19 protein-coding genes are annotated in these 25,306 nt (G+C 62.5%); 1 reads left to right on the plus strand and 18 read right to left on the minus strand.

Annotation, left to right across the window (positions count from 1 at the left end; genetic code table 11):
• Positions 1-149: 149 nt before the first annotated feature.
• The 15 genes from JKA62_RS14110 to JKA62_RS14180 form a co-directional block, all read right to left on the minus strand.
• The gene (locus tag JKA62_RS14110; protein WP_011333959.1) at positions 150-809 is read right to left on the minus strand and encodes a glycosyltransferase; all 660 of its coding nucleotides are present in this window, start codon (positions 807-809) and stop codon (positions 150-152) included.
• Entirely contained in the window at positions 806-1,405 is a 600-nt protein-coding gene (locus tag JKA62_RS14115) for a class I SAM-dependent methyltransferase (protein WP_011333960.1), read from the minus strand. The genes JKA62_RS14110 and JKA62_RS14115 overlap by 4 nt, the downstream gene beginning before the upstream one ends.
• Positions 1,402-2,160: a PIG-L deacetylase family protein gene (locus JKA62_RS14120; RefSeq protein ID WP_011333961.1), complete on the minus strand. Its 759-nt coding sequence runs from the start codon at positions 2,158-2,160 to the stop codon at positions 1,402-1,404. The genes JKA62_RS14115 and JKA62_RS14120 overlap by 4 nt, the downstream gene beginning before the upstream one ends.
• On the minus strand, positions 2,157-3,155 hold the full coding sequence (locus tag JKA62_RS14125; protein WP_011333962.1) for an acyl-CoA dehydrogenase family protein: 999 nt from the start codon (positions 3,153-3,155) through the stop codon (positions 2,157-2,159). The genes JKA62_RS14120 and JKA62_RS14125 overlap by 4 nt, the downstream gene beginning before the upstream one ends.
• 1 nt (position 3,156) lies before the next feature.
• The gene (glgX, locus tag JKA62_RS14130; RefSeq protein WP_011333963.1) at positions 3,157-5,316 is read right to left on the minus strand and encodes a glycogen debranching protein GlgX; all 2,160 of its coding nucleotides are present in this window, start codon (positions 5,314-5,316) and stop codon (positions 3,157-3,159) included.
• Between the two features lie 108 nt (positions 5,317-5,424).
• Positions 5,425-5,757: a DUF2934 domain-containing protein gene (locus JKA62_RS14135; RefSeq protein WP_011333964.1), complete on the minus strand. Its 333-nt coding sequence runs from the start codon at positions 5,755-5,757 to the stop codon at positions 5,425-5,427.
• Between the two features lie 29 nt (positions 5,758-5,786).
• The gene (locus tag JKA62_RS14140) at positions 5,787-8,564 is read right to left on the minus strand and encodes a malto-oligosyltrehalose synthase (protein ID WP_011333965.1); all 2,778 of its coding nucleotides are present in this window, start codon (positions 8,562-8,564) and stop codon (positions 5,787-5,789) included.
• Positions 8,561-10,639 (minus strand): 4-alpha-glucanotransferase, encoded by a 2,079-nt coding sequence (gene malQ, locus JKA62_RS14145; protein ID WP_011333966.1) that lies wholly within the window; start codon positions 10,637-10,639, stop codon positions 8,561-8,563. The genes JKA62_RS14140 and malQ overlap by 4 nt, the downstream gene beginning before the upstream one ends.
• The gene (gene treZ, locus JKA62_RS14150; protein WP_011333967.1) at positions 10,636-12,438 is read right to left on the minus strand and encodes a malto-oligosyltrehalose trehalohydrolase; all 1,803 of its coding nucleotides are present in this window, start codon (positions 12,436-12,438) and stop codon (positions 10,636-10,638) included. Before treZ ends, malQ begins: the two co-directional genes overlap by 4 nt.
• Positions 12,439-12,456: 18 nt before the next feature.
• Complete coding sequence (gene glgA, locus JKA62_RS14155) at positions 12,457-14,043, minus strand: glycogen synthase GlgA (protein ID WP_201818310.1); 1,587 nt, start codon at positions 14,041-14,043, stop codon at positions 12,457-12,459.
• 527 nt (positions 14,044-14,570) lie between these two features.
• Positions 14,571-15,524 (minus strand): D-2-hydroxyacid dehydrogenase family protein, encoded by a 954-nt coding sequence (locus tag JKA62_RS14160; protein ID WP_201818311.1) that lies wholly within the window; start codon positions 15,522-15,524, stop codon positions 14,571-14,573.
• Between the two features lie 13 nt (positions 15,525-15,537).
• Positions 15,538-16,563 carry an alpha/beta fold hydrolase gene (locus JKA62_RS14165; protein WP_201818312.1) on the minus strand — a complete coding sequence of 342 codons (1,026 nt, stop codon included), beginning with the start codon at positions 16,561-16,563 and terminating at the stop codon, positions 15,538-15,540.
• A gap of 85 nt (positions 16,564-16,648) precedes the next feature.
• Positions 16,649-17,083 (minus strand): YqaA family protein, encoded by a 435-nt coding sequence (locus tag JKA62_RS14170; protein ID WP_011333971.1) that lies wholly within the window; start codon positions 17,081-17,083, stop codon positions 16,649-16,651.
• Positions 17,083-17,529, minus strand: coding sequence for a DUF411 domain-containing protein (locus tag JKA62_RS14175; RefSeq protein ID WP_007957572.1), 447 nt, complete (start codon positions 17,527-17,529; stop codon positions 17,083-17,085). Before JKA62_RS14175 ends, JKA62_RS14170 begins: the two co-directional genes overlap by 1 nt.
• A 163-nt stretch (positions 17,530-17,692) precedes the next feature.
• Positions 17,693-19,684, minus strand: coding sequence for a methyl-accepting chemotaxis protein (locus JKA62_RS14180; protein ID WP_201818313.1), 1,992 nt, complete (start codon positions 19,682-19,684; stop codon positions 17,693-17,695).
• A gap of 381 nt (positions 19,685-20,065) precedes the next feature.
• Here JKA62_RS14180 and JKA62_RS14185 point away from each other — a divergent pair, with 381 nt between their 5' ends.
• A complete protein-coding gene (locus tag JKA62_RS14185; RefSeq protein WP_011333974.1) occupies positions 20,066-20,599 on the plus strand; it encodes a hypothetical protein in 534 nt (177 codons plus the stop codon).
• Between the two features lie 39 nt (positions 20,600-20,638).
• Here JKA62_RS14185 and JKA62_RS14190 read toward each other — a convergent pair whose 3' ends face one another.
• Genes JKA62_RS14190 through JKA62_RS14200 form a run of 3 tightly spaced genes read right to left on the minus strand, consistent with a single transcriptional unit; the run spans position 20,639 to position 25,306 of the window.
• On the minus strand, positions 20,639-21,583 hold the full coding sequence (locus tag JKA62_RS14190; RefSeq protein WP_201818314.1) for a GNAT family N-acetyltransferase: 945 nt from the start codon (positions 21,581-21,583) through the stop codon (positions 20,639-20,641).
• Positions 21,583-22,872, minus strand: coding sequence for a phenylacetate--CoA ligase family protein (locus tag JKA62_RS14195; RefSeq protein ID WP_041475258.1), 1,290 nt, complete (start codon positions 22,870-22,872; stop codon positions 21,583-21,585). Before JKA62_RS14195 ends, JKA62_RS14190 begins: the two co-directional genes overlap by 1 nt.
• Positions 22,856-25,306, minus strand: a complete 2,451-nt coding sequence (locus tag JKA62_RS14200) for an aldehyde dehydrogenase family protein (RefSeq protein WP_201818315.1) — start codon at positions 25,304-25,306, stop codon at positions 22,856-22,858. Before JKA62_RS14200 ends, JKA62_RS14195 begins: the two co-directional genes overlap by 17 nt.

A 25,306-nucleotide genomic window follows, 5' to 3' on the forward strand; every position in this document is an offset into this window, starting at 1 on the left:
CGCCCAGACGCTGGTGATACCAGGTGTGTGCGACCCGTGAAGGCTGGTGGATAGCCCGACAGCGCTCCGAACCCTGGATTGCTGCGCAGCAGAGTATTGCTCAAGACGGGCGGTTCGTCGCGTCACAGATCAACCTGATCCGCTTTTTTTTATTCAGTCTGTGCCAACTGTCGCAGATAGTCGCCAAAACCGCCGCGTGCGCGACTGTCCAGACGAGCGCTGGTGATGACTTGTGGACGATGACTCCAGGCGATGCTGGCCCCTGAACGCTCGAGTTGGCGCACCAGCTGCACGTCCTCATCGCAGGACAACGGCTCGAAGCCGCCGGCGCGGACGTAGGCTTGTGCGCTGACGCCCAGGTTGGCGCCATGGATATGCCGGTGGCCTTCGCAAGCCCGGTAATCACGGTGATAGCGAATCTGCGCCGCTTCATCGAACGTGTCATGCCACTGTTCGACCGTCACCGTGCCGCACACCGCATCGGTGCCCAGCCCCAGTTGCGCCACCAGCCAGTCCTCGGCGACGCGGCTGTCGGCGTCCGAGCAGGAAATCCAGCGCGCACCGCGCTCAAGCAGTTGTTGTGCGCCAATCGCGCGAGCCTGGCCGACATTGCGCGCTTCGATGCTCAAGGCTTGCACCGGGTATTGGCTGACGATGTGCGCCGAACGATCGGTGCAGCTGTCCAGCACCACCAGGATTTCCACCGGCTCACCCGCCAACATGGGATGTCCGCCAGCCCGCAAGGCAGCGTGCAAGCAGTCATCTAGCCATTCTTCTTCGTTGTGCGCAGGAATCAGGATGCCAATCATCGCAACCCCTCCAGCGCGGCCACCGAACGGGGTTCGCGGCTCCAGACTTCCAGCAGGAAATCCGCTTCCTGATGCAGCACCAATCGCGGCAGGTGCAACTGTTCGTGAATCAGGTCGTGAACCTGTCGGGCATTGAGCGGGCAGCCTTCGATGGGCGGCCGCCAGTGACAGGCGAGCAATTGTCCGTCCGCGGTCAATGAATCGCTGATGCGACGGATGACCTCCGTCAGATCTTGCCGGTCGAGGTAGTAGCCGATTTCGCTGAAGACGATCAGGTCGAATTTTTCCTCAGGCCAGTCGCCCGGCAAGCGACCTTGCCGCACCTCGGCGTGGTCGAACAGGCTCAGCCGGGTACGCGCCAGATTGGCTGCGGCGGCGCTGGTGTCGCAGCACAACAGCCGATCGCAGCGTTCGGCCAGCGCCGCACTCAGTTCACCGTTGGCACAGCCCGGTTCGAAGATGGCCCGGTAATGCGGGCGGGGCAGGGCCGCCAGGGTCACGAGGCGTTTGCGCTGCTCGTACCAGCGCTGGCGAAATCCCCAGGGGTCGTTATTGCCGGCGAACAGGCCTTCGAAGTAGCGATCCTCGACACTCATAGAAAGACCACCTCGAACGGTTGCAGCAGTCGATCGATGACATAGGGTTTGAGCACCGGGGCCAGGCCCGCTTCGGGATCGCCTTCCAGCTGGCTGGCGAAGGCGTGCACCGCATGGCGTTTGCGTGCTACCTGCTCCGGACTGAGCAGGATTTTGCGCGCCCGTTCCCAGGGCACGATGGCGTCTTCCGGGGTTGCCCAGTGCCAGGTCCAGACCGGCAGTTCGTGGCAAATCGCGCCCACGCGCCGCGCCGCTTCGACGCTGGCGCGGCCCACGGCCTCGTGGTCGCTGTGACCGTCCTCGCGCCAAGTAGTGAAAACCACGTCTTCGGGTTGCAGGTAGCGGGTCAGGTATTGGCACAGCATCGACTCGCGCGCGGCGACCTGAGTGTCGGGGAAGCCGCCGCGCAGCCACTGCAACTGGTGCATGGGAAGGCCGAGGCGGCGCAGGGCTTCAGCGGATTCCTGCGGGCGCACGACGCTCAGACGTTCCACCGGCCAGCGCTCCGAACCTGGATGACTGGCGCTGCCATCGGTGACCGAGATCAATTGCAGGGTGCGTCCCGCCGCTGCGAGCGCTTGCAACAGTCCGCCGCAACCGAGCACTTCATCGTCGGGGTGCGGCGCAATCACCACCGCTCGCGATCCCGGTGGTACCAAATCGAGAATGTCGATGCTGTCCACCGCTGCCAGATGGCGTGAGCCCTGCCATTCGTGGAGGGAGGTTCCTTCGCCGACGATCGGATTGCGCTTCATAGGGCCCAACCCTCGCGTGCGTGCTGCGCAATCAATCGGCCCAGTGCTGCCAGATCGCGTTCAGCGTGGCTCTGACGCAGATACACCGGCAAATCGGCCACCAGCCGGGCGAAGTGCGGATCCTTGCAGAACGGCCCGGCCCCAAGTGCCCGACCGGTCTCGCGGATCACCTGTTCAGCGGCGTCCTCGACCACGGCCCGTACGCGGCGAGCCAGCAATTCGGCGTTGGTGTGGGGATTGCTGTCGATGTCCAGGGCACTGACACGCAGCACTTGGGCGGCGGCGTGCAAGGCACTGTCGACGGCGCCGAGACTGGCCAGCGCGTGGGGTTCTTCACGCCGCGCACAGTGCAGGCGCAAGCGTTCGCCAATCTCCCTCGCGGCGCCGTACCAGCACGCGGCGATTCCGATTCCGCCGTGCCAGAAACCCGGCCGTTGCAGGTAGTCGCCGGGTTCACCAATCGCCTGGGCCTCGACTTCATCGAACAGCACCTCGACGCTGCCGGTGGCCGCCATGCCGACCGCTTGCCAGCCTTGATCGGTCACGCTGACGCCCGGTTGATCGAGGGCCACGGCCACCAGTTGCTGACGATCGTCCTCATCCCATGCCGTGAGCAGGGCGTGACTGAGCACCGCCGCCCCGGAACACCAGGCCTTGCGCCCGTTCAACCGCACCAGTTGCCCCGAACGGCTGACCCGAACCCGCGCCTGCGGTGGTTCGGCCGCCCACATGCCCCACGTACTGCCGGGCGTCGGCGAGCCACCGAGTTGCTCGATGATCGCCAAGGCATCGGTATGGCCTTCGTAGAGTTTGCACAGCCCCAGATCATGCCCGCCGACCTCGGACAGCCGTTGCCAGCGCTCCAGCGTACGACCGCTGCCGGGCAGTGGCAGACGGTCGAGGCCGGCTTCGACCATTTGCCGCAGACACAGACCAAGAGCAGCCGTGTCGCGGTAGTCCCTGGCGTGCCGTGAGAGATAGGCGGACAAGTCCATGTCAGTCCTCTTCTTCACGTTGCAGTTCAAACAGCAGCAGCGAGCGTCCGGTGACCGAGTACTCGTGACCGAACTCGAAACGCTCCTGGCCACGGATCGATGGCTGGTTGGTATCGATCATGCACGTCCAGAAACTGCCCTCGGGTACTTCCGGCAAGGTGAAGTTGACGATGTCGTGATGGGCGTTGACTACCAGTAGCAGCGTGGCGTCGCCACCCTTGCGGCGGATCCCGGTTTCCTGGGCGCGACCGTCAAGCAACATGCCCATGCAGCGATTCTGCGCGTCATGCCAGTGCTCGGTGGTCATTTCCGTGGCGTCCGGCGCAAGCCAGGTCACGTCCTTGACGCCGATGTCCTCGTTGTATTCGCCGACCAGGAAACGCCCGCGTCGCAGGATCGGGTAGGCCAGGCGCAACTTGATCAGGCGTTTGACGAATTTCAGCAGCGTCTTGCCGTCCTCGCTCAGGTCCCAGTTGACCCAGCCGATTTCGCTGTCCTGGCAGTAGGCATTGTTGTTGCCGTCCTGGGTGCGGGCGAATTCGTCGCCGGCCACGATCATCGGCGTGCCCTGTGACAACAGCAGGGTGGCGAAGAAGTTGCGCATCTGCCGGTGGCGCAGCGCGTTGATTTCCGGGTCGTCGGTGGGGCCTTCGACGCCGTGGTTCCAGGACAGGTTGTTGTTGCTGCCGTCCTGATTGTTTTCGTCGTTGGCCTCGTTGTGCTTGTCGTTGTAGGACACCAGGTCGTTGAGGGTAAAACCGTCGTGAGCAGTGACGAAATTCACCGACGAATAGGGCCGGCGGCCACGCTGATTGAACATCTCGCCGGACGCGGTCATGCGGCTGGCGAAGTCGGCGAGCTGGCCGTCATCGCCTTTCCAGAAGGCGCGCACGGTGTCGCGGAATTTGTCGTTCCACTCGACCCAGCCCGGCGGGAAGTTGCCGACCTGATAACCGCCGGGGCCGCAGTCCCAAGGCTCGGCGATCATTTTCACCTGACGCAGCACCGGGTCCTGGCGGCAGGCCACGAGGAAACTGTGGCGTTCATCGAATCCGTCGTGATAGCGGCCGAGGATGGTCGCCAGGTCGAAGCGGAAGCCGTCGACGTGCATTTCGCTGGCCCAGTAGCGCAGCGAGTCAGTGACCATTTGCAGCACGCACGGATGGCTCAGGTCGAGGGTGTTGCCGGTGCCGGAATCGTTGATGTAGAAGCGCTTGTCGTCCGGCATCAAGCGGTAGTACGAGGCGTTGTCGATCCCGCGCATCGACAGGGTCGGGCCTTGTTCGTTGCCCTCGGCGGTGTGGTTGTAGACCACGTCGAGAATCACTTCGAGATTGGCATCGTGCAGGTGCGCGACCATCTCCTTGAACTCGGCGATCTTGCCGCTGGCCAGGTAGCGCGGGTCCGGAGCGAAGAACGCGATGCTGTTGTAACCCCAGTAATTGGTCATGCCCTTGTGCAGCAGGTGCTGATCGTTGACGAAGGCATGGATCGGCAACAGCTCGACGGTCGACACACCCAGCTTGCGGATGTGTTCGAGCACGTCGTCGACCATCAGCCCGGCAAACGTACCGCGCACGTTCTCGGGCACTGAAGGGTGGCGCATGCTGATGCCGCGCACGTGGGTCTCGTAAATGATCGTCTTGTCCCACGGCACGCTGACGCGGTGGTCGTGGCCCCAGGTGTGCGCCGGGTCGATGACCTTGCACTTGGGAACGAAAGGCGCGCTGTCGCGCTCGTCGAAGCTGAGATCGGCGTCCGGGTGGCCGATTGTGTAACCGAACAGCGCCTCGGACCATTTCAACTCGCCCACCAGTTGTTTGGCGTACGGGTCGATCAGCAATTTGTTGTGGTTGAAGCGGTGGCCGTTGGCCGGGTCGTACGGGCCGTAGACCCGGTAGCCGTAGATCAGCCCCGGATGCGCATCGGGCAGGTAGCCGTGGAAGATCTCGTCGGTGTATTCCGGCAGCTCGATGCGCTCGAGTTCGACTTCGCCGGCATCGTCGAAAATGCACAGTTCAACGCGGGTGGCGTTGGCGGAAAACAGCGCGAAGTTCACCCCCAGACCATCCCAGGTCGCGCCGAGCGGGAAGGGCAGGCCTTCACGGATGCGCGAGGGTTCGGCGTGCGCGGCGGGCTCGGCTTTCTTTGGACGGGTCATAGGTGCTCCTGCAAAAAATCGGGGGGTAGATGTTTTTCGAGGACGAGTGAGTCCTCGGTGGCGAGCGAACCCGCCACACGGTTATTCAAATCAATGGTTCGGGGAGCGTCAGACCGCAGGCGGCTTGCGCGGCGCGCGGGGCTTTTTCTCGGTGGCTTTTTCGCCCGGGGGAATCACTTTCGCGGCACTGGCTGGCTTGGCCTTGGCCGTCGTGGCCTTGGGTTTGGCGGCAGTTGCCTTGACCTCGACAGCTTTGCTGGTGGTGGTCTTGCCTGCGGTTTTACTGCCGGCAGCCTTCGGCGATTTTTTCGGCGCCAATGCCTCGGCTTCGGCCAGTTTGCGCGCCATCTCCCAGTGGCGGGCGTCCTGGCCCTCGGGTTTACCTTCGGATTCCCAGATCTGATAGGCGAATTCGCGGATGCGTTTATCGTCGGTACTCATCGCAATGCTCCTGAACTGAACTCATGCTGCTAGACGTGTTGGATAAGCAGATTGACCGGGAAATCCCCCAGCGCGGCGCTGACCTGCAGCTCCCTGTTTTTTGTGACTGCGGTGCTCGAAAAAAGTCCCTTCAGATTTTCGTCAGAGGCGTCGAACGGTAAAACCACCCGTGTATCGCCCCAGCGCAGCGCATCAACCATCGGCACAGCACTGTTTTCCATCAATGTTGCGCAACGGATCGGCACGATCACGATGATCCGTCGCTCCCCATGCTCGCGGGCAAACGCGAGCACGTTGTGCGCCTGGCTGCCCAGTACCTCGAGGGCCTGGTACGAACCACGGCGAAACAACTCGGTGTCGTCGGCGCGCAGGCGCAGCACCTCGGCGATCAATGCTTGCTTGATTCGCCCGTCGCGCCAGTTCTCCAATAGCTCCTGAACCGGCCCTGGTGCCTCCAGCGCCTGCTGCCTGGCGGCATAGTCGACGGGCCGCCGATTGTCCGGATCGACCAGACTGAAATCCCAGAACTCGTTGCCCTGATACAGATCCGGCACCCCCGGCACGGTCATGCGCAGCAAGGTTTGCGCCAGACCGTTGAGGGCGCCGGCCGCCGCGATGCTGTTGACGGTCTTGGCCAGCGCCCCGCGCAGCAGTTCACCTTCGGGGGCCAGCAGCAATTGTTCGGTGAACGCTTGAGCGGCGTTTTCGTAAGCCTCGTTCGGCGCACTCCAGCTGCTTTGCAGCTTGGCTTCGCGCAGGGCTTTCTGCTGCCACTGCCAGATACGTTTGGCGTACTCGGCGAAACCGGCCTGATCGTCGTCGCGCAGGTCAAGCGGCCAACTGCCGAGCAGCGCTTGATAGAGGATCAATTCGTCCGCCGACGACGGCAGCTGATCGTCATGGCGCAGCGGTCGGGCGAGGGCGCGCCACAGCTCGATCTGCTCGGCGTACCAGTGGCTGCGTTCGCTGAGTACGGCCAGTCGCGCGCGGGTGTCTTCGCCGCGTTTGTGGTCGTGGGTGGCGGTGGCCAGCAGGTTGTCCGGGAAGCTCGCCAGACGTTGCTGGTTCACCGCGTGAAAGTCGCTGACCGGCGCACTGAACTGCTCGGTGTTGTAACCGACGTCATTGCGCGACAGCAGCACCGCCGAGCGATACAGCGCGGTGTCTTCCACCGCTTTGGCGGCGGCCGGTGAAGTGAGTTGCTGAAAGCGCACGCAGGCATGCTTGAGGATTTTGCGCGAACGGCCACGGGGTTTGCGCCGCCACGGCTGGCCGCCAAGCCAACCGGCTACGGAGTCCAGCACTGGCCAATCGGCTTCGCTCAAAGTCTGCCGCGCACCGTCCATGGCCTGCTGGAAAAACACCTCGTCGCGCGCCGAGCGGCCCATCGGGGTGATGTAGGTGCGATACACCGGGAAGTGCACGATCAACGCCTGCAACACTCGGCGGATCGAGCCGAGCGTGAGGTCGCGGGTCATCAGGTCGTCGCGCGCCACTTGCAGCAGGGCCTGAGCAACGCTTTCGCAATCGCTGGCCAGCGAACCATTGAGGATCTGCTGGCGCGCCAGTTGCGCCTCTTCGATAAACGCCGAAGGGCGTTCGGTGCGGCGTTTCCACAAATCACCGAGGACATGTTCGCCGTCGGGATCGTGTTGCAGCAGCGACAGCTGGTTCATGAACTCGTAACCGGTGCTGCCGTCCACGGACCAGTCGGTGGGCAGGGTTTCACCCTCGCCGAGAATCTTCTCGACGTAAATCGGCAAGTGCCGGCCCGGCGCCAGATGGTCAAGACGACGGCGCAGTTTGCGGCAGTAGCCGCGCGGGTCGGCGAGGCCGTCGATGTGGTCGATGCGCAGGCCGTCGATCAGGCCTTCGCCGATCAACTGGAAGATCTTGCCGTGGGTGGCCTCGAACACTGCCGGACGCTCGACCCGTAAACCGCCGAGTTCGTTGATGTCGAAGAAGCGCCGCCAGTTGATGTCATCCGCCGCCGTGCGCCAGCTCGCCAGGCGATAGCTTTGCCTTTCCAGCAATTGGTGCAGGCGCTGAAAACCTTCTTCGGTTTTCGAATCGTAGTGCGTCAGGTTGCGCTCAATGGCTTGCAGAATGTGCGGGTCGCTGGCCAGTTGCTGGAGCTCTTCCTTGAGCGGGAGGGCCAGTGAGCGGGCGTCGGTCTGATAGCCGAGCGCGCTGAAACGGTCGGCGAGGGCCTTGAGCGCGTCGTTCGGGCTGTCATCGGATCTGAGCAGTTCGCCGTAATCGGTAGGGCAGATCGGGAAGTGATGCTCGTAATGCTCGACATGGAAAGTGCCGCTCTCGGCATTGAACAGCAGCGGCAGAGTCGCGTCCTGCAATGCGACACCGTAGTCGCTGCCGAGAAACGGCAGCAGCAACTGGCCTTCCATCAGCGGATCGGGCGAGTGCCACTGAATGTCGAAGAACTCGCCGTAGGGGCTCAGTCGGCCCCATTTCAGCAAGTCGAGCCACCACGGGTTGTCACCGCCACCGACCGCCATGTGATTGGAGACGATGTCGAGGATCAGCCCCATGCCGTGCTCGCGCAGGCTGGCGACCAGACGACGCAAGGCTGGTTCGCCGCCGAGTTCCGGATTGACCCGGGTCGGATCGACCACATCGTAGCCATGCATGGAGCCGGCGCGTGCGGCCAGCAGCGGCGAGGCATAAATGTGGCTGATGCCGAGTCGAGAGAAATACGGCACCAGCGGTACCGCCTGATCGAGGGTGAAGCCTCGGTGAAATTGCAGGCGAACCGTGGCGCGCAGGGTCTGGATAGGCAATGCACTCATTGGTCACGCTCGGCTGCCTGAAGGCGGGCACACGCCAATAGTTCCAGGCGTCTTGCGGCGTCGACACCGTCGAGCAGCGTCTCACTGGTGGCCGGCAAGCGGCGCGACCAGTTGGGGTGGGTGTCGATGGTGCCGGGCAGGTTGGCCTGCTCGTCGAGCCCCAGCGCATCTTCCAACGGCAGCAGAACCAACGGCGCACGGGTGTGGCCGAGGAAACGCACCGCGGCGTCGACCACCTGATCGGCCTCGTGGGATTCCTCGCGAAAGTTCTGCGGGTCCTGGCTCAGGGCATTGCGCAGGCCTTCACGCTCGCGTTCGCGGTAACGGCGCCAGTCGATTTCGCCGTTGGCGTCGATCAGTCCCAGTCGCGCATTCCAGTCGATGTCGCGACCATGCCACCAACCGTTGAGGGTCGGCAGATCGTGGGTGCTGGTGGTGGCCAGCGCGTTGTCCGGCCAGTCGAGGATCGGTTTGAAAAAGGTGTTGTCCTGTTCGAACAACAGCACGCGCATGCCGAGCATGGCGCGGGCGATGAGTTTTTCCCGCAGGCCATCGGGCACGGTGCCGAGGTCTTCGCCGAGCACGATCGCTTGATGGCGATGGGATTCGAGAGTCAACAGACGCAACAGGTCATCCACCGGGTAATACAGGTAGGCGCCGTCCGCCGGGACCGCGCCGTTGGGAATCACCCACAGCCGTTGCAGGCCCATGACATGGTCGATGCGCAGCCCGCCGGCGTGGGCGAAGTTGGCGCGCAGCATGTCGATGAACGCACGAAAGCCGTTGCGCACCAGACCTTCCGGGGAAAACGCGGAAATGCCCCAGCCCTGGCCTGAGCGATTGAGGATGTCCGGCGGCGCGCCGACGGTCAGCGAGGCGAGCAACTCGTCCTGAAAGCTCCAGGCCTGGCTGCCGGCACCGTCGGCACCCACCGCCAGGTCGGCGATCAGGCCGATACCCATGCCGGCGCTGCGGGCGGCGGTCTGGGCGCGCTCCAGGCAGCGGTGGATCAACCATTGGCAGAATGCGAAGTAGCTGATGCGCTCGGCGTATTCCTCGGCAAATGCGCCGAGGGCAGCGCCGCGCGGGTCGTGCCAGTGCTCCGGCCATTGGCGCCAGTCGAGGCTCTCACCACGGGCGGCGCGCATTTCCTGGATAGCTTCGAAGCGGCAGTGGTTTTCCAGCGCTTCGCCGCCAGCATCACGAAAGCTGGAGAAGTCGGCGTGCAACGGGTGTTCGCCGCTGATGAAGCCGTCGTACAAGGCTTGCAGCAGTTTCAGTTTGGCCTCGGCCGCTTTCGGCCAGTCGATCAGTTTCAGGTTTTGCAGTTGCTCGAACTGCTCGGTCAGCCCGGCCGCGTCAATCGCATCGCGCAGGGCGCGCTCGCCGAGGATCGCGCCGGGTGCGGCATACAGCGGATTGAGAAACAGCCGACTGGACGGCGAGTAGGGGCTGTAGCGCCCGGTGTCGGCGCTGAACATCGCGTGCAGCGGGCTGATCGCCAAGGCATCGGCCCCGCGCTCACCGGCCACACGGGCCAGTTCTTCCAAGGCCTGGGTGTCGCCGAAACCGCCATCGCCGGGGCGGCGCAGGCCATAAAGCTGCACGCTCAGGCCCCACGCGCGTGGGATCGGGCTGTCCACCGCGTCACCCACGCTGAAGCAGCGTTCCGGTGCCACGGCCAGGGTGAATTGCTGATCGGCGATGTGCACTTGCTGATAGCCGACCGGAATTTCGCCGGGCAACACGGCCTCGGCATCCAGCTTGAGACTCAGGCGCGAGCCGTCTTCCAGGTGAATCTCGCAAGGGGTCTCGGGTTCGAAATAACGGGCCAGGTCCACGCCCACGCCAACATCGGCAGTGAGCAGTGGCGGTAGATGGCGATTTTCCTGTACCTGTTGCAGTTCAAGCAGGCTGGCGTCGATTTCCTGAGCCGTTCCGGCCGGGTGACCGAGGCCGATCAGCACATTGCGCAGCACCGCCGGGGCGACTTTTTGCGCTCGCCCGTTGGCGTCGATCCAGTCGACGGCAAGGCCGGCTCGGCTGGCGAGAATTTCCAGTTGCGCATCACTCATAGGCGCTCTCCATCCAAGGGGGGCAAAGGGGTTGCGGCCGTGAGGCTGACGAGCGCGCAATACGGGGGCAGTTGCCCCTCATCCGACAGGCCAGCGTCGGATGGCTGACGAAACAGCCACGCCGAATCAGCCTGTGGAAGGTTGACCACTGGCGTATCGCTGAGGTTCAGGTCGATTCGCAGCTCGCTGCCATCGCCCAGCCGCCAGCGCGCACTGACGGCGCCAGGCCCCAGCACCTGGGCGCCGAGGGCTTGAGTGCCGGACAGGTTGGGAATGATGTATTGATGGCGCAGTTGCAGAAGCTGGCGATACAACGCCAGCGTCGCCTGTTGCCGAGGCGTGCCGTTACCCGTCAGGCGAGGTTGTGAGGCGTGAAAGGTCTGCTCGGCGTTGGGGTCGGGAATTTGTTCACGCTTGTGCGGATCCGAGAAGGCACTGAACGCCGCGAACTCATTGCGCCGACCTTCGCGCACCAGTTTCGCCAGTTCGCCATGGTGGCTGGTGAAGAAAAGGAATGGCTGTTGGGCCGCGTATTCATCGCCCATGAACATCAGGGGAATCATCGGCGACAGCAACAACAACGCTGTCGCAGCGTCCACCGCGCGCGGCTCGGCTAATTGATGCAGGCGCTCGCCGAAGGCGCGATTGCCGATCTGGTCGTGATTCTGCAGGAACAGCACGAAGGCGGTGGATGGCAGATGCTCGCTTGGCTCGCCACGGAGCTCCCCGTGGCGGGTGATATGACCCTGAAACACGAAACCCTGGCTCAGACAGCGGGCCAGTTGTTCGGTGGGTTGCAGTGCATAGTCCGCGTAGTAGGCGTCGGTTTCACCGGTCAGTAATACATGCAGGGCGTTGTGGCCATCGTCGTTCCACTGCGCGTCGTAATTTTCCTCAAGCAGGCTGGATTGGTTGAGTTCGTTTTCGATGGTCAGCCACACATGCCGGGACGGGTCGATCTGCTGACGTATGCGACGGGCAAGTTCAGGCAGAAAATCCGGGCTTTGAATGGCGTGCACCGCATCCAGGCGCAGGCCGTCGAAACGGTATTCCAGTAGCCACATCAACGCGTTTTCGACGAAGAAGTCCCGCACTTCGCGACGACGGAAGTCGATGGCCGCGCCCCACGGCGTGTGTTTGTCTTCGCGGAAAAAGCCCTTGGCGTAGCGGTGCAGGTAATTGCCGTCGGGGCCGAAGTGGTTGTAGACCACATCAAGAATCACCGCCAGACCATAACCGTGGGCGCTGTCGATCAGATGTTTGAGTTGTTCCGGCGTGCCGTAGCTGGCTTGTGGCGCGTAATGCAACACGCCGTCGTAGCCCCAGTTGCGATCGCCGGGAAACTGCGCGATCGGCATCAGTTCGATGGCGGTGATGCCGAGCTCCGCGAGGCGTGAGAGATGCTGCTCGACTTCGGCAAATCCGCCGAGCGCGCCGACATGCAGTTCATAAATGACCGCTTCATTCCAGGGGCGCCCTTGCCAGGTCGTGTTGCGCCAGGAATAGAGGTGCGGATCGACCACCACGCTGTGGCGGTCGAGGTCACCGTCCTGCGCCCTGGAGGCCGGGTCGGGCACCTCCAGTTCGCCATCGATGTTGAAACGGTAGCGGCTGCCGGCAGGGCAGCGGGTCTTGATGACAAACCAGCCATCGCCCTGCGGCAGCATCGGCAGGGACTGGCCGTTGTCCAGCTCGACGCTGACGTAAAACGCATCCGGCGCCCACAACGCGAATTGGGTGTGCTCGGCATCCAGCATGATCGCGCCGTGGGGCCAGCTCTCAGGTGTCCGTGACGGCATCGTTGAAAACCTCCCTGGTTATTTGTGGTGCGTTTTACCCAGCGCCTTGGCCACCAGTCGTTCGTAGAGTTCGGCGTAAGGTTCGACCGCCTTGCACCAGTTGAAGGGTGCGGCCATCGCCCGGCAACGCATGGCATTGAGCAGTTCGGGGAAGGCAAACACCTTGAACGCGCGGCTCAGGGCTTCGCGGTAGCTGTCGGCGGTGGATTCGTTGAACAGGAAACCGGTGACGCCGTTTTCAATGGTGTCGGCCAGCCCACCAGTGTTGCGCGCCACCGGCAGCGAGCCGAAACGCTGGGCGTACATCTGGCTCAGACCGCAGGGCTCATAACGCGATGGCATCAACAGGAAATCGCTGCCGGCGAACATGCGGCGGGCGTCGGTTTCGTTGAAGCCGATGCGCACACCGATCTGGCCGGGGAAGCGCAGCGCCAGTTCGCGCATGGCTTGTTCTTCTTCCGGTTCGCCACGGCCGATGATCGCGATCTGGCCACCGTTCTGGACGATGTATTCCGACACCGCCTCGGTCAGGTCCAAACCTTTTTGATAAACCAGACGCGAGACCACGGCAAACAGCGGGCCCTCGGAGTCATGCAGACCGAACAGTTCGCGCACGTGGGCGGCGTTCACGGCTTTGCCTTCCCAGTCGCCAATGGCAAATGGTGCAAACAGGTGCGGGTCGGTGGCGGCATCCCAGCTTTCATCGATGCCGTTGGGAATGCCGCTGAGCAAACCTTGCTGGGTCTTGGCGGCGAGAAAACCGTCGAGACCGCAGCCGAAATCCGGGGTGGTGATTTCCTGCGCGTAGGTGGCGCTGACCGTGGTGATGTGGCTCGAATAAGCCATGCCGGCCTTGAGGAACGACATCTTGCCGTAGAACTCCATGCCTTCCTGTTGCAGGGCATGAGCGGGGATCCCGAGTTCCGGGCACGAACCGAGGCTGGTCACGCCTTGATAAGCGAGGTTGTGAATGGTGAACAGGGTCGGTGTGCGTTGCCCGCGCCAGTGCATATAGGCAGGCGCCAACCCGGCCGGCCAGTCGTGGGCGTGCACCAGATCCGGGCACCAGTGGATTTGTGCGAGGTTGGCCGCGATATCGGCGGCGGCCAGGCCCAGGCGGGCGAAGCGAATGTGGTTGTCCGGCCAGTCGCGGCCGTTGTTGGCGCCATACGGGCCACCGTCACGAGCGTAAAGTTCAGGGCAGATCAACACATAAATCACCAGACCATCGGGCATGTCCATGCGCCCGATCTTGCAGGGCGGCAGCGCGGCGTGACCGCCCAGTTCGCCGATGATGTGGATCGGATTCTCGCTGTTCATCACTTGCGGGTAACCGGGGATCAACACCCGGACGTCATGCAGGTGCGCCATGGCGCGGGGCAGGGCGGCTGAAACGTCTCCCAGACCGCCGGTCTTCACCAGATCGGCAATTTCCGAGGTGACGAACAAGACTTTCTTCTTGTTGGGGTTCTGACTGGCCATCGGGGTCAGCGTCTTGGTGCTCGGGACGTTGATCGACCGGCTGCCGGGAACACTTACGGTGCTCGATTCACCCATCGGCTGATGAGCCCGTTCTCCCTGAATATCCAATGCCGCACTGATCATATGAATCTCCCGTCTCTTTGATCTGATTCTTGTCTTGAACAAGCGATGTCCGTGGCCAGGTCCTGTGGCCGGGCGCAAACGCGCCACGCATCGGTGAGCAAACGCTACCCAACACGCGCAAGCAGAATGGGTGAGGTGGCCATTGCAAGAGTTGAACCAGTCGCTTTGGCCCTGCCTATCAGATGACCCGTCGCGATCTGCAAAAGTTTCGACGAATTTTTGACTTTGTGACCGGCCGGTTTTACCCCGCGAAAATCAGTCTAGGCCAGATCCTAGAGCGGGCCAGGGTCATCGGATGAATTGTTCGACAATCTGTTGCAGGCTCACGAAATACGTGGCCTTGAGAGAGGGTGCGCCCCGACGAAGTGCACGTTTGGCGGGTTCTATGATGCAAAATGGTGACCGGACGGTCACGATTTCGGGCGCCGGGAATGTGCGGGCGCACTGTTGCGGTGCGGACAGTTGTGTCGGCGGGCGGACAGCGGGTGCTGCTTCGCGGGCAGGGGGTGCCCGCGAAGGCGAGGGTTTCAGTTGAGCAGGCGGACGGGTTCCCCGGCTGACCAGGCTTGAATGTCTTCGATCATCTGCGAAAAGAACAGCTCATAGTTCTGGCGGCTGACGTGGCCGACATGGGGCGTGGCCAGCACGTTGTCGAGGGTGCGAAACGGGTGCAGCGCCGGCAGCGGTTCCTGATCGAACACGTCGAGGGCCGCACCGCCGATGCGCTGTTTCTGCAAGGCCTTGATCAGTGCCGTTTCGTCGACAATCGGTCCGCGCGCGGTGTTGACCAGCAGTGCGGTCGGTTTCATCCAGGCCAGTGCCTGGGCATCGACCAGACCCCGGCTGCGGTCGCTGAGTACCAGGTGCACCGACAGCACGTCAGCCTGTTCGAACAATTGCTGCTTGCTGACATAGGTGACGCCGGCCTGTTCAGCGCGCTCGGCGGTGAGGTTTTCACTCCAGGCGATCACACGCATGCCGAACACCTGACCGAATTGCGCCACCCGCTGGCCGATGCTGCCAAGGCCAAGAATGCCGAGGGTCTTGCCGTGCAGGTCGCTGCCCAGACCTTGCTGCCACTGACCGGCGCGCAGAGCGTTGGCCTCGTTCACCAGATTGCGGGTGGCAGCCATGATCAGCGTCCAGGTCAGTTCCGGTGCCGCGTGTTTATAGCTGTCGGTCCCGCAGACCTTGATCCCGAGACGGGCGGCGGCCGGCATGTCCAGCGCTGCGTTGCGCATGCCACCGGTGACCAGCAGCTTCAGGTTCGGCAAGCGTTTGAGCAGGTCTTCGTCGAAGCGCGTGCGTTCGCGCATCACGCAGATCACTTCAAACCGGCCCAGACGCTCGGCCAGCGTGGCGTTGTCCGCCGGGTACTCATGGACGAAGGTGACTTCGCCGAGACTGTCGAGCATCGACCAGTCGACTACGCCCCGCGCGACGTCCTGCCAGTCATCGATCACCGCAATCTGCACCGCCATCAGCGTCACCTCTTCAACGAACGGGATTGGTTTTGTCCAGCCAGCCCAGCAGTGCCTCGTGGAATTTCGCAGGCTCTTCCATCTGCGGCGCGTGGCCCATGCCGGGGAATTCCACCAGCGTGGACTGAGGAATCAGTTTTGCCACCTGCTTGCCGAGCACGTCGTAGTGGCCGATTTTGGCTTTCACTTCGGGCGGCGCGATGTCCTTGCCGATGGCGGTGGTGTCGGAGGTGCCGATCAGCAGCAGGGTCGGCATCTTCAGGTCCTTGAACTCGTAGTACACCGGCTGAGTGAAGATCATGTCGTAGATCAGCGCCGAGTTCCATGCGACCTGAGTCTTGCCCGGGCCGTTGCTCAGGCCGGCGAGCATGTCCACCCAACGGTCGAATTCGGGTTTCCAGCGACCGTCGTAATAGGTCGTGCGTTCATAGTCGCGGATGCCCTGCGCGGTGACTTTCAGTTCGCGCTGATACCACTGGTCGACACTGCGATACGGCACGCCGAGGGCTTTCCAGTCTTCCAGGCCGATCGGGTTGACCAGCGCCAGTTGCTCGACCTGATCCGGGTATTGCAGCGCATAACGGGTGGCGAGCATGCCGCCGGTGGAATGGCCGAGCAGGGTGGCTTTCTGGATGCCCAGCGTCTTGAGCAACTGCTGGGTGTTGGCCGCCAGTTGCTGGAAGGTGTACTGGTAGTGGTCGGGTTTGCTGGAAGTACAGAAACCGATCTGATCCGGGGCGACCACCCGGTAACCGGCTTCGCTCAGGGCCTTGATCGAACTGTCCCAGGTCGCGCCGCAAAAATTCTTGCCGTGCATCAGCACCACGGTGCGCCCGTTGGCCTTGCCGTGGGCGGCGACGTCCATGTAACCCATCTGCAGCGACTTGCCCTGGGACTGAAAGGCAAAGTGCTTGAGGGTGTAGGGATACTCGAAACCTTGCAGTTCCGGGCCGTATTGCGGGCCTTCGGCGTGTGCGAGCAGGGGCAGGGCGGCGGTCATCAGCAGGCCGGGCAGCCAGCGGGTCAGCGATACAGACATAGGACAACTCCACAAGAAATCGGCCGATGCTGGAACGGCCGGATTAGGGCGACGTTAAACACAGGCAATCCTTGGGCCCGATCGTTCAACCGAGCCAGCCGAGGGTGAGCATCGCCAGCACCCCGTAGCGGGCGCCTTTGGCGAGAGTGACGATCAACAGAAAACGTCCGAGAGGTTCGCGCATGACCCCGGCGATCAACGTCAGCGGATCGCCAATGACCGGCAACCAGCTGAGCAGCAACGACCAGTGACCGTAGCGCTGGTAATGAACACGGGCGCGCGCCATGTGCTTCGGACTGACCGGAAACCAGCGCCGATCCTGAAACCGTTCCAGACCGCGCCCCAGCCACCAGTTCACCAGCGAACCGAGGACATTGCCTAGCGTCGCTACGGCCAGCAGCCCCCACAGCCAGTAACGATCGCTGACCAGCAGCCCGACCAGTACGGCTTCCGATTGCAGCGGCAACAGGGTCGCCGCGCCAAATGCGGCCAGGAACAGCCCGAGATAACCCGCCGTCATCAATGGGCCGGGTAATCCGCCACCACCACATCGGCACCGTCTTTCTTCAGGCCGATCACTTGATACGCATCGCTCATGCCGTCCATTTCCATGCCCGGCGAGCCCATCGGCATGCCCGGTGCGGCAACGCCCAGCAGGTCATCGCGCTTGCTCAGGGCCAGCACCTGTTCCGCCGGAACGTGGCCTTCGACGAATTTGCCGTTGATGATTGCCGTGTGGCAGGACGCCAGACGTGGCGGCACGCCGTGTTGTTGCTTGAAGCTGCTCATGTCGGATTCGACGTGGTCTTCGACCTTGAAGCCATTGGCTTCCAGATGGCTGATCCACTTTTTGCAGCAGCCGCAGTTGGCGTCGCGGTGGACTTCGATCGGGATAAGGTCGGCGGCTTGCGCCAGGGAGGAAATGAACAGCGCGCTCAGGGCGGCCAGACGCAGATGGTTTCGCATGGAGGGCTCTCGGCTCAGAGGAAGAACGGTCAAAAAGGAAGGCATTTTGACCGGTTTTTCCTGCCTGGCATCAACGGAGTGTTTCCAAGTGATACGAGGCAGGCCTGCCAACATGATCGTAGATCAAAGCTGACAGGCCACTGAGTGCAAGATGACAAAACGGTCAGCGAACCTTGAAGCGGCCCATGATCGCGCTCACCCGGCTATTGGCTTCCAGCAACTGGCGGGTGTTGAGTTCGCTGGCCTGGCCGCTTTCCACCAGCTCATCAACCATGTGGCGGATCTGCACCATGCTGCGGTTGATCTCTTCGGTGACTGCGCTTTGCTGTTCCGCAGCGGTGGCGATCTGGGTGCTGAGGCTGTTGATGTGGCTGACCGAACCGGCCATTTCGTCGAGGCCACTGTTGACTCGCGCCGTGGCATCGGCGGCTGACTGACAACTGGCCTGAGTGTTTTCCATGGCGCTGACCGAGGAACTCACACCTTGGGTCAGACGGCTCAACATTTCGTTGATTTCCGAGGTGCTGGCCTGGGTGCGGGCAGCGAGGGCACGCACTTCGTCCGCCACCACTGCAAAACCGCGACCCTGTTCACCGGCGCGGGCCGCTTCAATCGCAGCGTTGAGCGCCAGCAGGTTGGTCTGGCCGGCAATGGCGCCGATCACGCCGAGGATTTCGGTGATGCGCTGGGCGTCCTGCTGCATGCTTTCTACCTTGTGGGTGGCGCTGGCCACTTCGTCGATCAACGCCACTACGCTGCCTGACGCTTCACCGACCACGATGCGGGAACGGTCGGCGTTTTCGTTGGCGCGCTGGGTGAAGGCAGCGGTTTCGGCAGCGTTCTGCGCGACGCTTTCGGCGGTCGAGCTCATTTCGTTGATCGCGGTAACGGTCTGGTCGGTTTCCGAAGCGTGGCGCAGCAGAATCTGGCTGGTGTGCGCCGAGGTGCGCTGCAGGTTGTCGAGGCTCGAGGCCATCGCGCCGGTGGCCTGGGTCACTTCGCCGATCATGTTCTGCAGGTAGGCGATGAAGGTGTTGACTGAATGCCCGATGGCACCGAGTTCATCTTCAGCGCGGATGGTGATGCGCCGGGTCAGGTCGGCATCGCCGCTGGACAGTGAATCGATGTTGGCCTTCAGCGCTTTCATGCGCGAGACCAGTTGGCGGATCGCGTAGACCTGCAACAGCACCAACAGGATCACCAGCGGAATCTGCAGCAGACTCAGGCTGCTGAGCACGTCGTCACGCTGGGCGGTGAGCATTTTGGTTGGCAGCGCGGTGGCGAGGAACCACGGGGTGCCTTCGATTGGGCGCATGAAGAAGGTGCTGGCTTCACCGTGGTTGTCGAACTCGACACGCTGTGCCTGCTCGCGGTTTTGCAGCCCGGCTTTGATCTGGCTGGCGAAGGTCGAGCCGCCGGCCAGTTCGCTGATGTTCTTCAGCACGATCGGCCCGTTGATACGCGAGCTGTTGCTGATGATCTTGCCGTCAGCCTCGACGATCAGCATTTCGGCGTTGAGGTCTTTTTCCTTGCGCGCCACCAGATCGTTGAAGAAGCCCAGGGTCACGTCGATGGTCGAGACGCCCCAGGCGCTGCCGTTTTTCTGGATGGCCATGGCGCAGTTGGTGCGCGGTTCGGCGCTGGCGTCATCTTTATAGGCAGCGGCCCACGCGCATTGGCCGCGCGGGGTCTGCATGCCGCCCTTGTACCAGCTCTGGTCGTAATAGTTGGGGGCCGCGTCGCTGTTCCAGAACGTGTTCACCGCCAGTTTGCCGGAGGCATCCCGGTGCCAGAACGTACTGAACTTGTTGCGTCCGGCCTCACGCTGACCGGGCAATGGCCAGATGCCGCCGCCGAACACTTTCAGTTCGCCATATTGATCGACCAGCCCCGGCAACACGCTGTCGATGGCCGCGCTGTCGAGCAGCGGGATGGTCTGGGTGATGCTGCGCTGTTGCGCCTGGACCTTGTTCAATTCGCCCTGGATCTGCTCGGCCACTTCCGCAATGCGGTTGAGCACGACTTGTTCTTCGGTATGGCGCAGCTTGGGCGCGACCAGCTGGCTGATGCCGACCACGGTCAGCACCGACAGCAACAAAATGAACAGAACCAGAAACAGCGTGTAGCGAGCCTGAATAGTGCGGAATGCGGGCATGGAAACCGGTCCTTGAGCAGGGATTCTTATTGTGGGCAGGGGAAAAACAGCGCGGGTTTCCTAACGTATCGTCGGGTCTTCGGGAAGCTTTAGGTACTTTCGTCCTAAAACGTGCGATCCCGATCAATGGAACGTATCCGGCCTGATACATGCGAACTAACCGTCCCGAACATTAGAGCAACAAACCCACTTTCATCTGATTGTCATGAACCCTCTGATCCAGCATTTCCGGGGCTGTTGCGGGTTTGTATCGTGAATGTACAAAAATTGTAAAAAATGCAGAAAGGAGTTGGTGCCACTGGTTTGCCGGCCGATACTCCGGGCAACTCAAAAGTCGTCCAACAAGGAATTTTTCATGTTTTCCTCGCAAGGAGCCTGCTCATGACTATCGGCTATACCGGTGCCTGGCAACCCAAGGCGGGTTTGCTGGTTCGAGACACAGGAAGCTCGAGCAAACCGGTTTCCCAAAGCGTGAAGGTCAAGCAAATGCTGGCTCTGGTCGGCAACGATCCCAACGCAATCAGCATCGCCGAGATGGACAAGCAGGGGCTGCACAAGAACATCAAGGGTTTCGATCCCACCAATGTTTCGGCCAAACAATTGGGCAGCCTCAGTGCAATGCTGCGCAGCCGTGGCCTGATTTCCGAAGTCACGTCCATTACTCTGCTCAACGCCGGCGACAAGTTTGATCGCTTCGGCATTCAGAAGGATCCGGACGCCAAGTTCAATGCGCTGGAGTACTTCGCAACGCAACTGGATACCATCCAGAACAACAATCTCAAGGGCAACAAGTACGCCAATACGTTGATTCCCGAGTACAAGAAAGCCATCTATGTCTTGCAGAACCTGAAGACCTACGGACAGGGCGGCGAGCGCAAGCCGCCGACCGACAAAGGCGTCGACGCCAAGGCATGATCAGAAGGCCCGCACCGGGAACGGAGCGGGCCCTTTCGTTTATGGGCGGTTGCCGCCAACCTGCAGTCCCGTCAGCGGTGCGATTTGTTGCTGCATGTCGTCATGCAATCGCTGCATTCGCGGGCACTGCAGTGCCAGGGATCTGGGCTGGAACCCGCGATGAAACAACGCCAGCCAGCCTGCACCTCTGTCATCGGGCGCCAGTCCGCTGAACACGAAACCCATCGCCGACAACCGGCGCCAGGCATTGTCGAAACCCTGCGCCAGCCTGAGCCTGATCGATATCAGCCAATGTTCGGGCAGTTGTTGCAGCTGTTTGAGCAAACTGTCGTCCACCTCGTTGAATACCCCGTCATATCGCCCCCAGCGCTGTTCGAGCTGCGCCGGTGCGCCAACCCACGGCGACACGCTCAACCGTGTTCCGAACACGTCGCACATCTGTTGCATGAATTCACGGCATTCGTCGGGCCAATGCAAGGCCGGCAGCGGGCGCTGATAGCCATCGACAGGGGTGTAACCCAGTACAAGCGATTCCGTCACCGCGTTGCCAAAGGGCGACGGTGCATGATCGGGCAACAAGCCGGTGTTATGAAAACCAAGGCCGGCGGCCATCTTCTGGGTGTAGGGGTGATGGGTCATCTGCTTGATCGTGACGCCCTGATAACCAAGCGCCTGTGCATGGATCAGCAAGTGTCGGCCCAGTTGCGTGGCGACGTTCTGGCCACGGATCTGCGGATCCACCACGCTCAGCGCCAATTCGACGATGGATGTTCCCTTGTCGAGAATCAACGCGGAGTGGCCCGCCACCTGATCGTTGGACACCGCCACCAGCGAATGCCAGCGGCCGACGGCATGGTTCTGCTTGATCATGCGGGGCAGATAGACATGCGGCTGAGCGTAATGGTCGCCGTAGATCTTTCTGAACAGGCGACTGACCGCCGGGGCGTCGCTGGTGCGAAAACTGCGCAGGGTGATGGATGTCATCAGCAACGCTCCTGGCCGCAGCCGCTGTAGACGCGCCGGTCCAGCACGCGCTGACGTTTGCCGGAGCGTGGATGGCGTGCCAGTTCCTGAACCGTACAACAGCGAATCCGCAACGCCAGCAGGTGATCGGTGCTCAGTTGTTCGATCAACGGATAGTCTTCGATCAAGGCGCTGTGCAGCGTCTGGTCGGCTTCAGCGTTGGCCGGTGACAGGGCGTCCGGTGCCCAGTGCAGGCGAAGGATATCCATGACGCCGTCCTGCTCGATCACCAGTTGCCAATCGTCGCTGCCGGTGATGCGCCGCACGGTTTCGCCGATCGATTGCGGCAGCAGAGTCAGAATGCCCACGCGCACCCGCTGGCTGTCGGCGCAGCGGCCCATCAGCGCAAACTTGCGCCTGGGGGTGTCAGGCGGCTCTCGCCAGCACGCACGGTCGCCGACGGGGTAGCGGATCAACGGCATCAACCGGCGCGTGAGGTTGGTCATCACCAGGCGTCCGACCCGGTCGCATTCATCGATCACTTCACCGGTCTGCTCGTCGAGAATTTCCAGCACTGCGTGACATTCGGGAACCCGGTGTTCGCCGATGGCGCAGTCACCATGGCTGGCACCGATGAATCCGGCGTCCACGCTGGCGTAGCCGATCGAGGCCACGCGGGCGTTGGGGAACACCCGCGCCAGCCGTTGCAACTGGGCGTCAAACAGGCTTTCACCGGCGTAGAGCAGGGCGGTGACGCCAGTGAGGACCCGGTCATGTTGCTCAAGCCACGCCGCGAAGCTCAGCAGATGGGCCGGCAGACCCGCCAGCACGTTGATCCGGTGGCGGGCAATCGCATCGGCCAGGTTGTCCGAGTCGACATGGCCGGTGAAGGGAAACTCGACGACCTCGGTTTGCACATGCGCCAGCGCATCGTGGGTGAAGATGAAGCTGGCATACAGATCACCGACAAAAAACAGGTTGGCGACCCGGTCTCCGGCGCTCAACCGGGCGCCGAGACTGCGACCGAAGTCTGTGACCAGCGTCTGCCATTCCTCACGCCGGAACAGTGAAAACTTGCCGGCGCTGGTGGTGCCTCCGGTCTTGAAAACCAGTGCGTCATTCAGCGGTGCCGTCAGGACAGGCCACCGATCGAGGTCATGACTGCCTTTCCAGTATTCCACGGGGTCAATCACCGGCAGTTGTTCCAGGGCTGTGATCGGTTGGGGAAGTGCAGCGAAGTGACGCGTATAAAACCCGGAATGCTGTCGTGCAAACGTGATCAGCTCTTGCAGTTCAAACCGTGTGTTCATGATTGGCTCCTTGCCTGTCTGCGCAGGGGCCAATGCCCCGGTTGTCGATCAGCAGCGGCGTCTTGCCGCTGTGTTTGTTGCGGGTAAAGCCGTCGCTGCCGCAGACCTCTACCTCAACGGTCAGCAGCCCTGTCTGGATAAGAGTGGTCAAGGTCGGATAGTCCAGCAGGCGACGCTGAACATCATCGGGTTGCCGTGGGCTGCGAAAGCGCATGCGCTCCAGGCCGTCCGGGGCGTGTTCGAGGATCAGCTGGAAGTCGGTCTGCAGATGCTCTGCCAGTTGCGAGAGGCAGATGAAGTCGGTGCCGATGCGCATCAATCTGCCGTGACGTTGCAGCAGTTCGAAGCGCGGCGTGGGCAGCCCGCAGTCACACGCACCGGGCAGCCAGCGACCGCTGTCACCGACGTTGTAGCGCTGCACGTCCTGTCCTTCGCGCTCGATGGAAGTGAACACCAGACGCCCGGTTTCACCGTCGGTCACCGGTCGATCAGACTCGAATTCCACAATCTCCAGGTGCTGGATATCGCTCATCAGATGAAACACGCCATCGCCTGTAGCGGGGCAGGCATGGCCGAGCGGCCCGGCGTCGACACTGCCGTAAATGGCCGAGCGGATCAGCCCGACGCCGCAGTCGCGCATCAGTGCGAGGCTTTGTTCACCGGGGTGTTCGCCACCGAGGAAGACTTTTTCGATCCCGTCATATTCGCGCAGCCGTGCCTGCTCGTTGAGGAACAAGCGGTGCAGGGTGCTGGGCATGCCGACCAGCACGGTGACCCGCTGATCGATGATGATCTGCGCGATCTCGCGGTAATCGTCATCGGCCGGTGCCCCCATCGGCAGGTGCGTGGCACCCAGCAGTTCCAGCACTTTGGAAAAACTGAAGAAACCGCCATACAACCCGCCGCTGAAGAACAGGTTCATCACCCGGTCGCGGCTCGGGTCGAGACCCGCCGCGAACAAACCGTCGGCACTGGCACGCATCTGCCGATCGAAGTCGCGGTAGCTGAAGCCGGACAACGCCGGGATGCCGCTGCTGCCGCCGGAGCGGAAGTACAAGCGGGCCGCCGGGTGGATCGGGCGGGTGACAAAGGCGTCTTTGCTCATGATCGGCAGATTGGCCACGCAGGGTGGCGTCGGCAGAGGATCGAGCGTGGCGCGGGTTGCCAGCGCCATGGCCGGCAGGCTGACCGATACGCGCCGGCTCAGGCGCTGCAATGCATATACGCCGTCGTGGGGTTCGCCTTCGTAGCCATCGTGAATCGCTTGCACCGGGGTGATCCTCGTGACACCCGCGGCGATCAGTGTTTGAGCTAGTTCAGCCGTTTCGTGTTCTGCACACATCAGCCCGGCGCTTTGCAGTACGTTGCGCCAGGGCAACAGCTGCTCGCTGACCTGCGCCCGTGGCAGTGGCTTGAGCAACAGGCTGCGAAACAGCGGCGAGGGCGCAAGTTGCTGGTCGTGGGTCCAGATGACGCGCCAGTCCGGTGCCTGCCAGACCTGGCCGTCGACCTCGGAGAAGCTCTGGGCCAGTCGCGCCATCGCCGTGCGGGTGGTGATTTCAGAGGCCTCCTGAATCGAAGGCAGCAGAACCGGCCAGTGTCGGGATCGACGCTCGAACGCCTCGGCCAGGTCATTGCCGATGGCGCGCAGGATGCTTTCGTCGTCACTGTCCACCAGCAGCCATTGCGGACTGGAGCAGGCCTGCTGGTCCAGACGGCAGACTTCATCGGCCACGGCGTCCAGCGCTTCTGGCGTGGCCGCTGCCGGAGTCAGGTAGATGAAGCTGATGCGATGACCCCAGTCGATCCAGCGACATCCGGGCGCCAGTTGCTGACGGATGGCTTGCAGCGCCGATTCACCGCCCCACGCCGACACGCCGTTGGCTCGTTGGCACAATTGGCCGACCTGGGCGGTGCTGGCAGGAACGACCGCGATATGCCCGGCGATCTGGCCGGTCGCATCGCACTGCGCCAAGCCATGAAGCAATTGAGCCGTCAGCCCCTGATCGCTGCTGCTGGGACGCAACCAGTTGACGTTGCCCGCCAGCAGGCCTTCGATCACCGCGCAGAAGGCCAGCAACGGTGCATTGCCGGGGGTGATGTGAACCACCAGGCCCAGCGGGCTCCAGCGTTCAAAGCGTGACTGGCGATAGTCGAGGCGACGCAGGCTGCCCGGTTGCTCGCCGAGTTCGCGCTCAAGCTTGCGCCGCAGCGCGTCCGGCTGGCAGAACCCGATCAGTGCCTGGCGTTGCTCGGGTTCGATGGGCATTGCCATGTCCGGGTCTTGCAGACGTTCGGCAAAAATGGCTGCTGCGCCAAGCACAGTCGTTGTATCGAGCGCCCTGGCCAATCGTTGTGGCAAATCCAGGTCCAGCTGTTGCAGCGCGACGTCGAGGGTGCAGTCATCGTGAAGTTGTCCGTTGATCAGGTACAT

This window comes from Pseudomonas sp. B7 (genome assembly GCF_016735645.1).
In the GTDB taxonomy this organism is placed as follows: Bacteria; Pseudomonadota; Gammaproteobacteria; order Pseudomonadales; family Pseudomonadaceae; genus Aquipseudomonas; species Aquipseudomonas glycinae.

Coding starts and splice junctions, on each gene's coding strand:
- JKA62_RS14110 (WP_011333959.1), bottom strand. CDS start 809: ATGATTGGCATCCTGATTCCTGCGCACAACGAAGAAGAATGGCTAGAT.
- JKA62_RS14115 (WP_011333960.1), bottom strand. CDS start 1,405: ATGAGTGTCGAGGATCGCTACTTCGAAGGCCTGTTCGCCGGCAATAAC.
- JKA62_RS14120 (WP_011333961.1), bottom strand. CDS start 2,160: ATGAAGCGCAATCCGATCGTCGGCGAAGGAACCTCCCTCCACGAATGG.
- JKA62_RS14125 (WP_011333962.1), bottom strand. CDS start 3,155: ATGGACTTGTCCGCCTATCTCTCACGGCACGCCAGGGACTACCGCGAC.
- glgX (WP_011333963.1), bottom strand. CDS start 5,316: ATGACCCGTCCAAAGAAAGCCGAGCCCGCCGCGCACGCCGAACCCTCG.
- JKA62_RS14135 (WP_011333964.1), bottom strand. CDS start 5,757: ATGAGTACCGACGATAAACGCATCCGCGAATTCGCCTATCAGATCTGG.
- JKA62_RS14140 (WP_011333965.1), bottom strand. CDS start 8,564: ATGAGTGCATTGCCTATCCAGACCCTGCGCGCCACGGTTCGCCTGCAA.
- malQ (WP_011333966.1), bottom strand. CDS start 10,639: ATGAGTGATGCGCAACTGGAAATTCTCGCCAGCCGAGCCGGCCTTGCC.
- treZ (WP_011333967.1), bottom strand. CDS start 12,438: ATGCCGTCACGGACACCTGAGAGCTGGCCCCACGGCGCGATCATGCTG.
- glgA (WP_201818310.1), bottom strand. CDS start 14,043: ATGATCAGTGCGGCATTGGATATTCAGGGAGAACGGGCTCATCAGCCG.
- JKA62_RS14160 (WP_201818311.1), bottom strand. CDS start 15,524: ATGGCGGTGCAGATTGCGGTGATCGATGACTGGCAGGACGTCGCGCGG.
- JKA62_RS14165 (WP_201818312.1), bottom strand. CDS start 16,563: ATGTCTGTATCGCTGACCCGCTGGCTGCCCGGCCTGCTGATGACCGCC.
- JKA62_RS14170 (WP_011333971.1), bottom strand. CDS start 17,083: ATGACGGCGGGTTATCTCGGGCTGTTCCTGGCCGCATTTGGCGCGGCG.
- JKA62_RS14175 (WP_007957572.1), bottom strand. CDS start 17,529: ATGCGAAACCATCTGCGTCTGGCCGCCCTGAGCGCGCTGTTCATTTCC.
- JKA62_RS14180 (WP_201818313.1), bottom strand. CDS start 19,684: ATGCCCGCATTCCGCACTATTCAGGCTCGCTACACGCTGTTTCTGGTT.
- JKA62_RS14185 (WP_011333974.1), top strand. CDS start 20,066: ATGACTATCGGCTATACCGGTGCCTGGCAACCCAAGGCGGGTTTGCTG.
- JKA62_RS14190 (WP_201818314.1), bottom strand. CDS start 21,583: ATGACATCCATCACCCTGCGCAGTTTTCGCACCAGCGACGCCCCGGCG.
- JKA62_RS14195 (WP_041475258.1), bottom strand. CDS start 22,872: ATGAACACACGGTTTGAACTGCAAGAGCTGATCACGTTTGCACGACAG.
- JKA62_RS14200 (WP_201818315.1), bottom strand. CDS start 25,306: ATGTACCTGATCAACGGACAACTTCACGATGACTGCACCCTCGACGTC.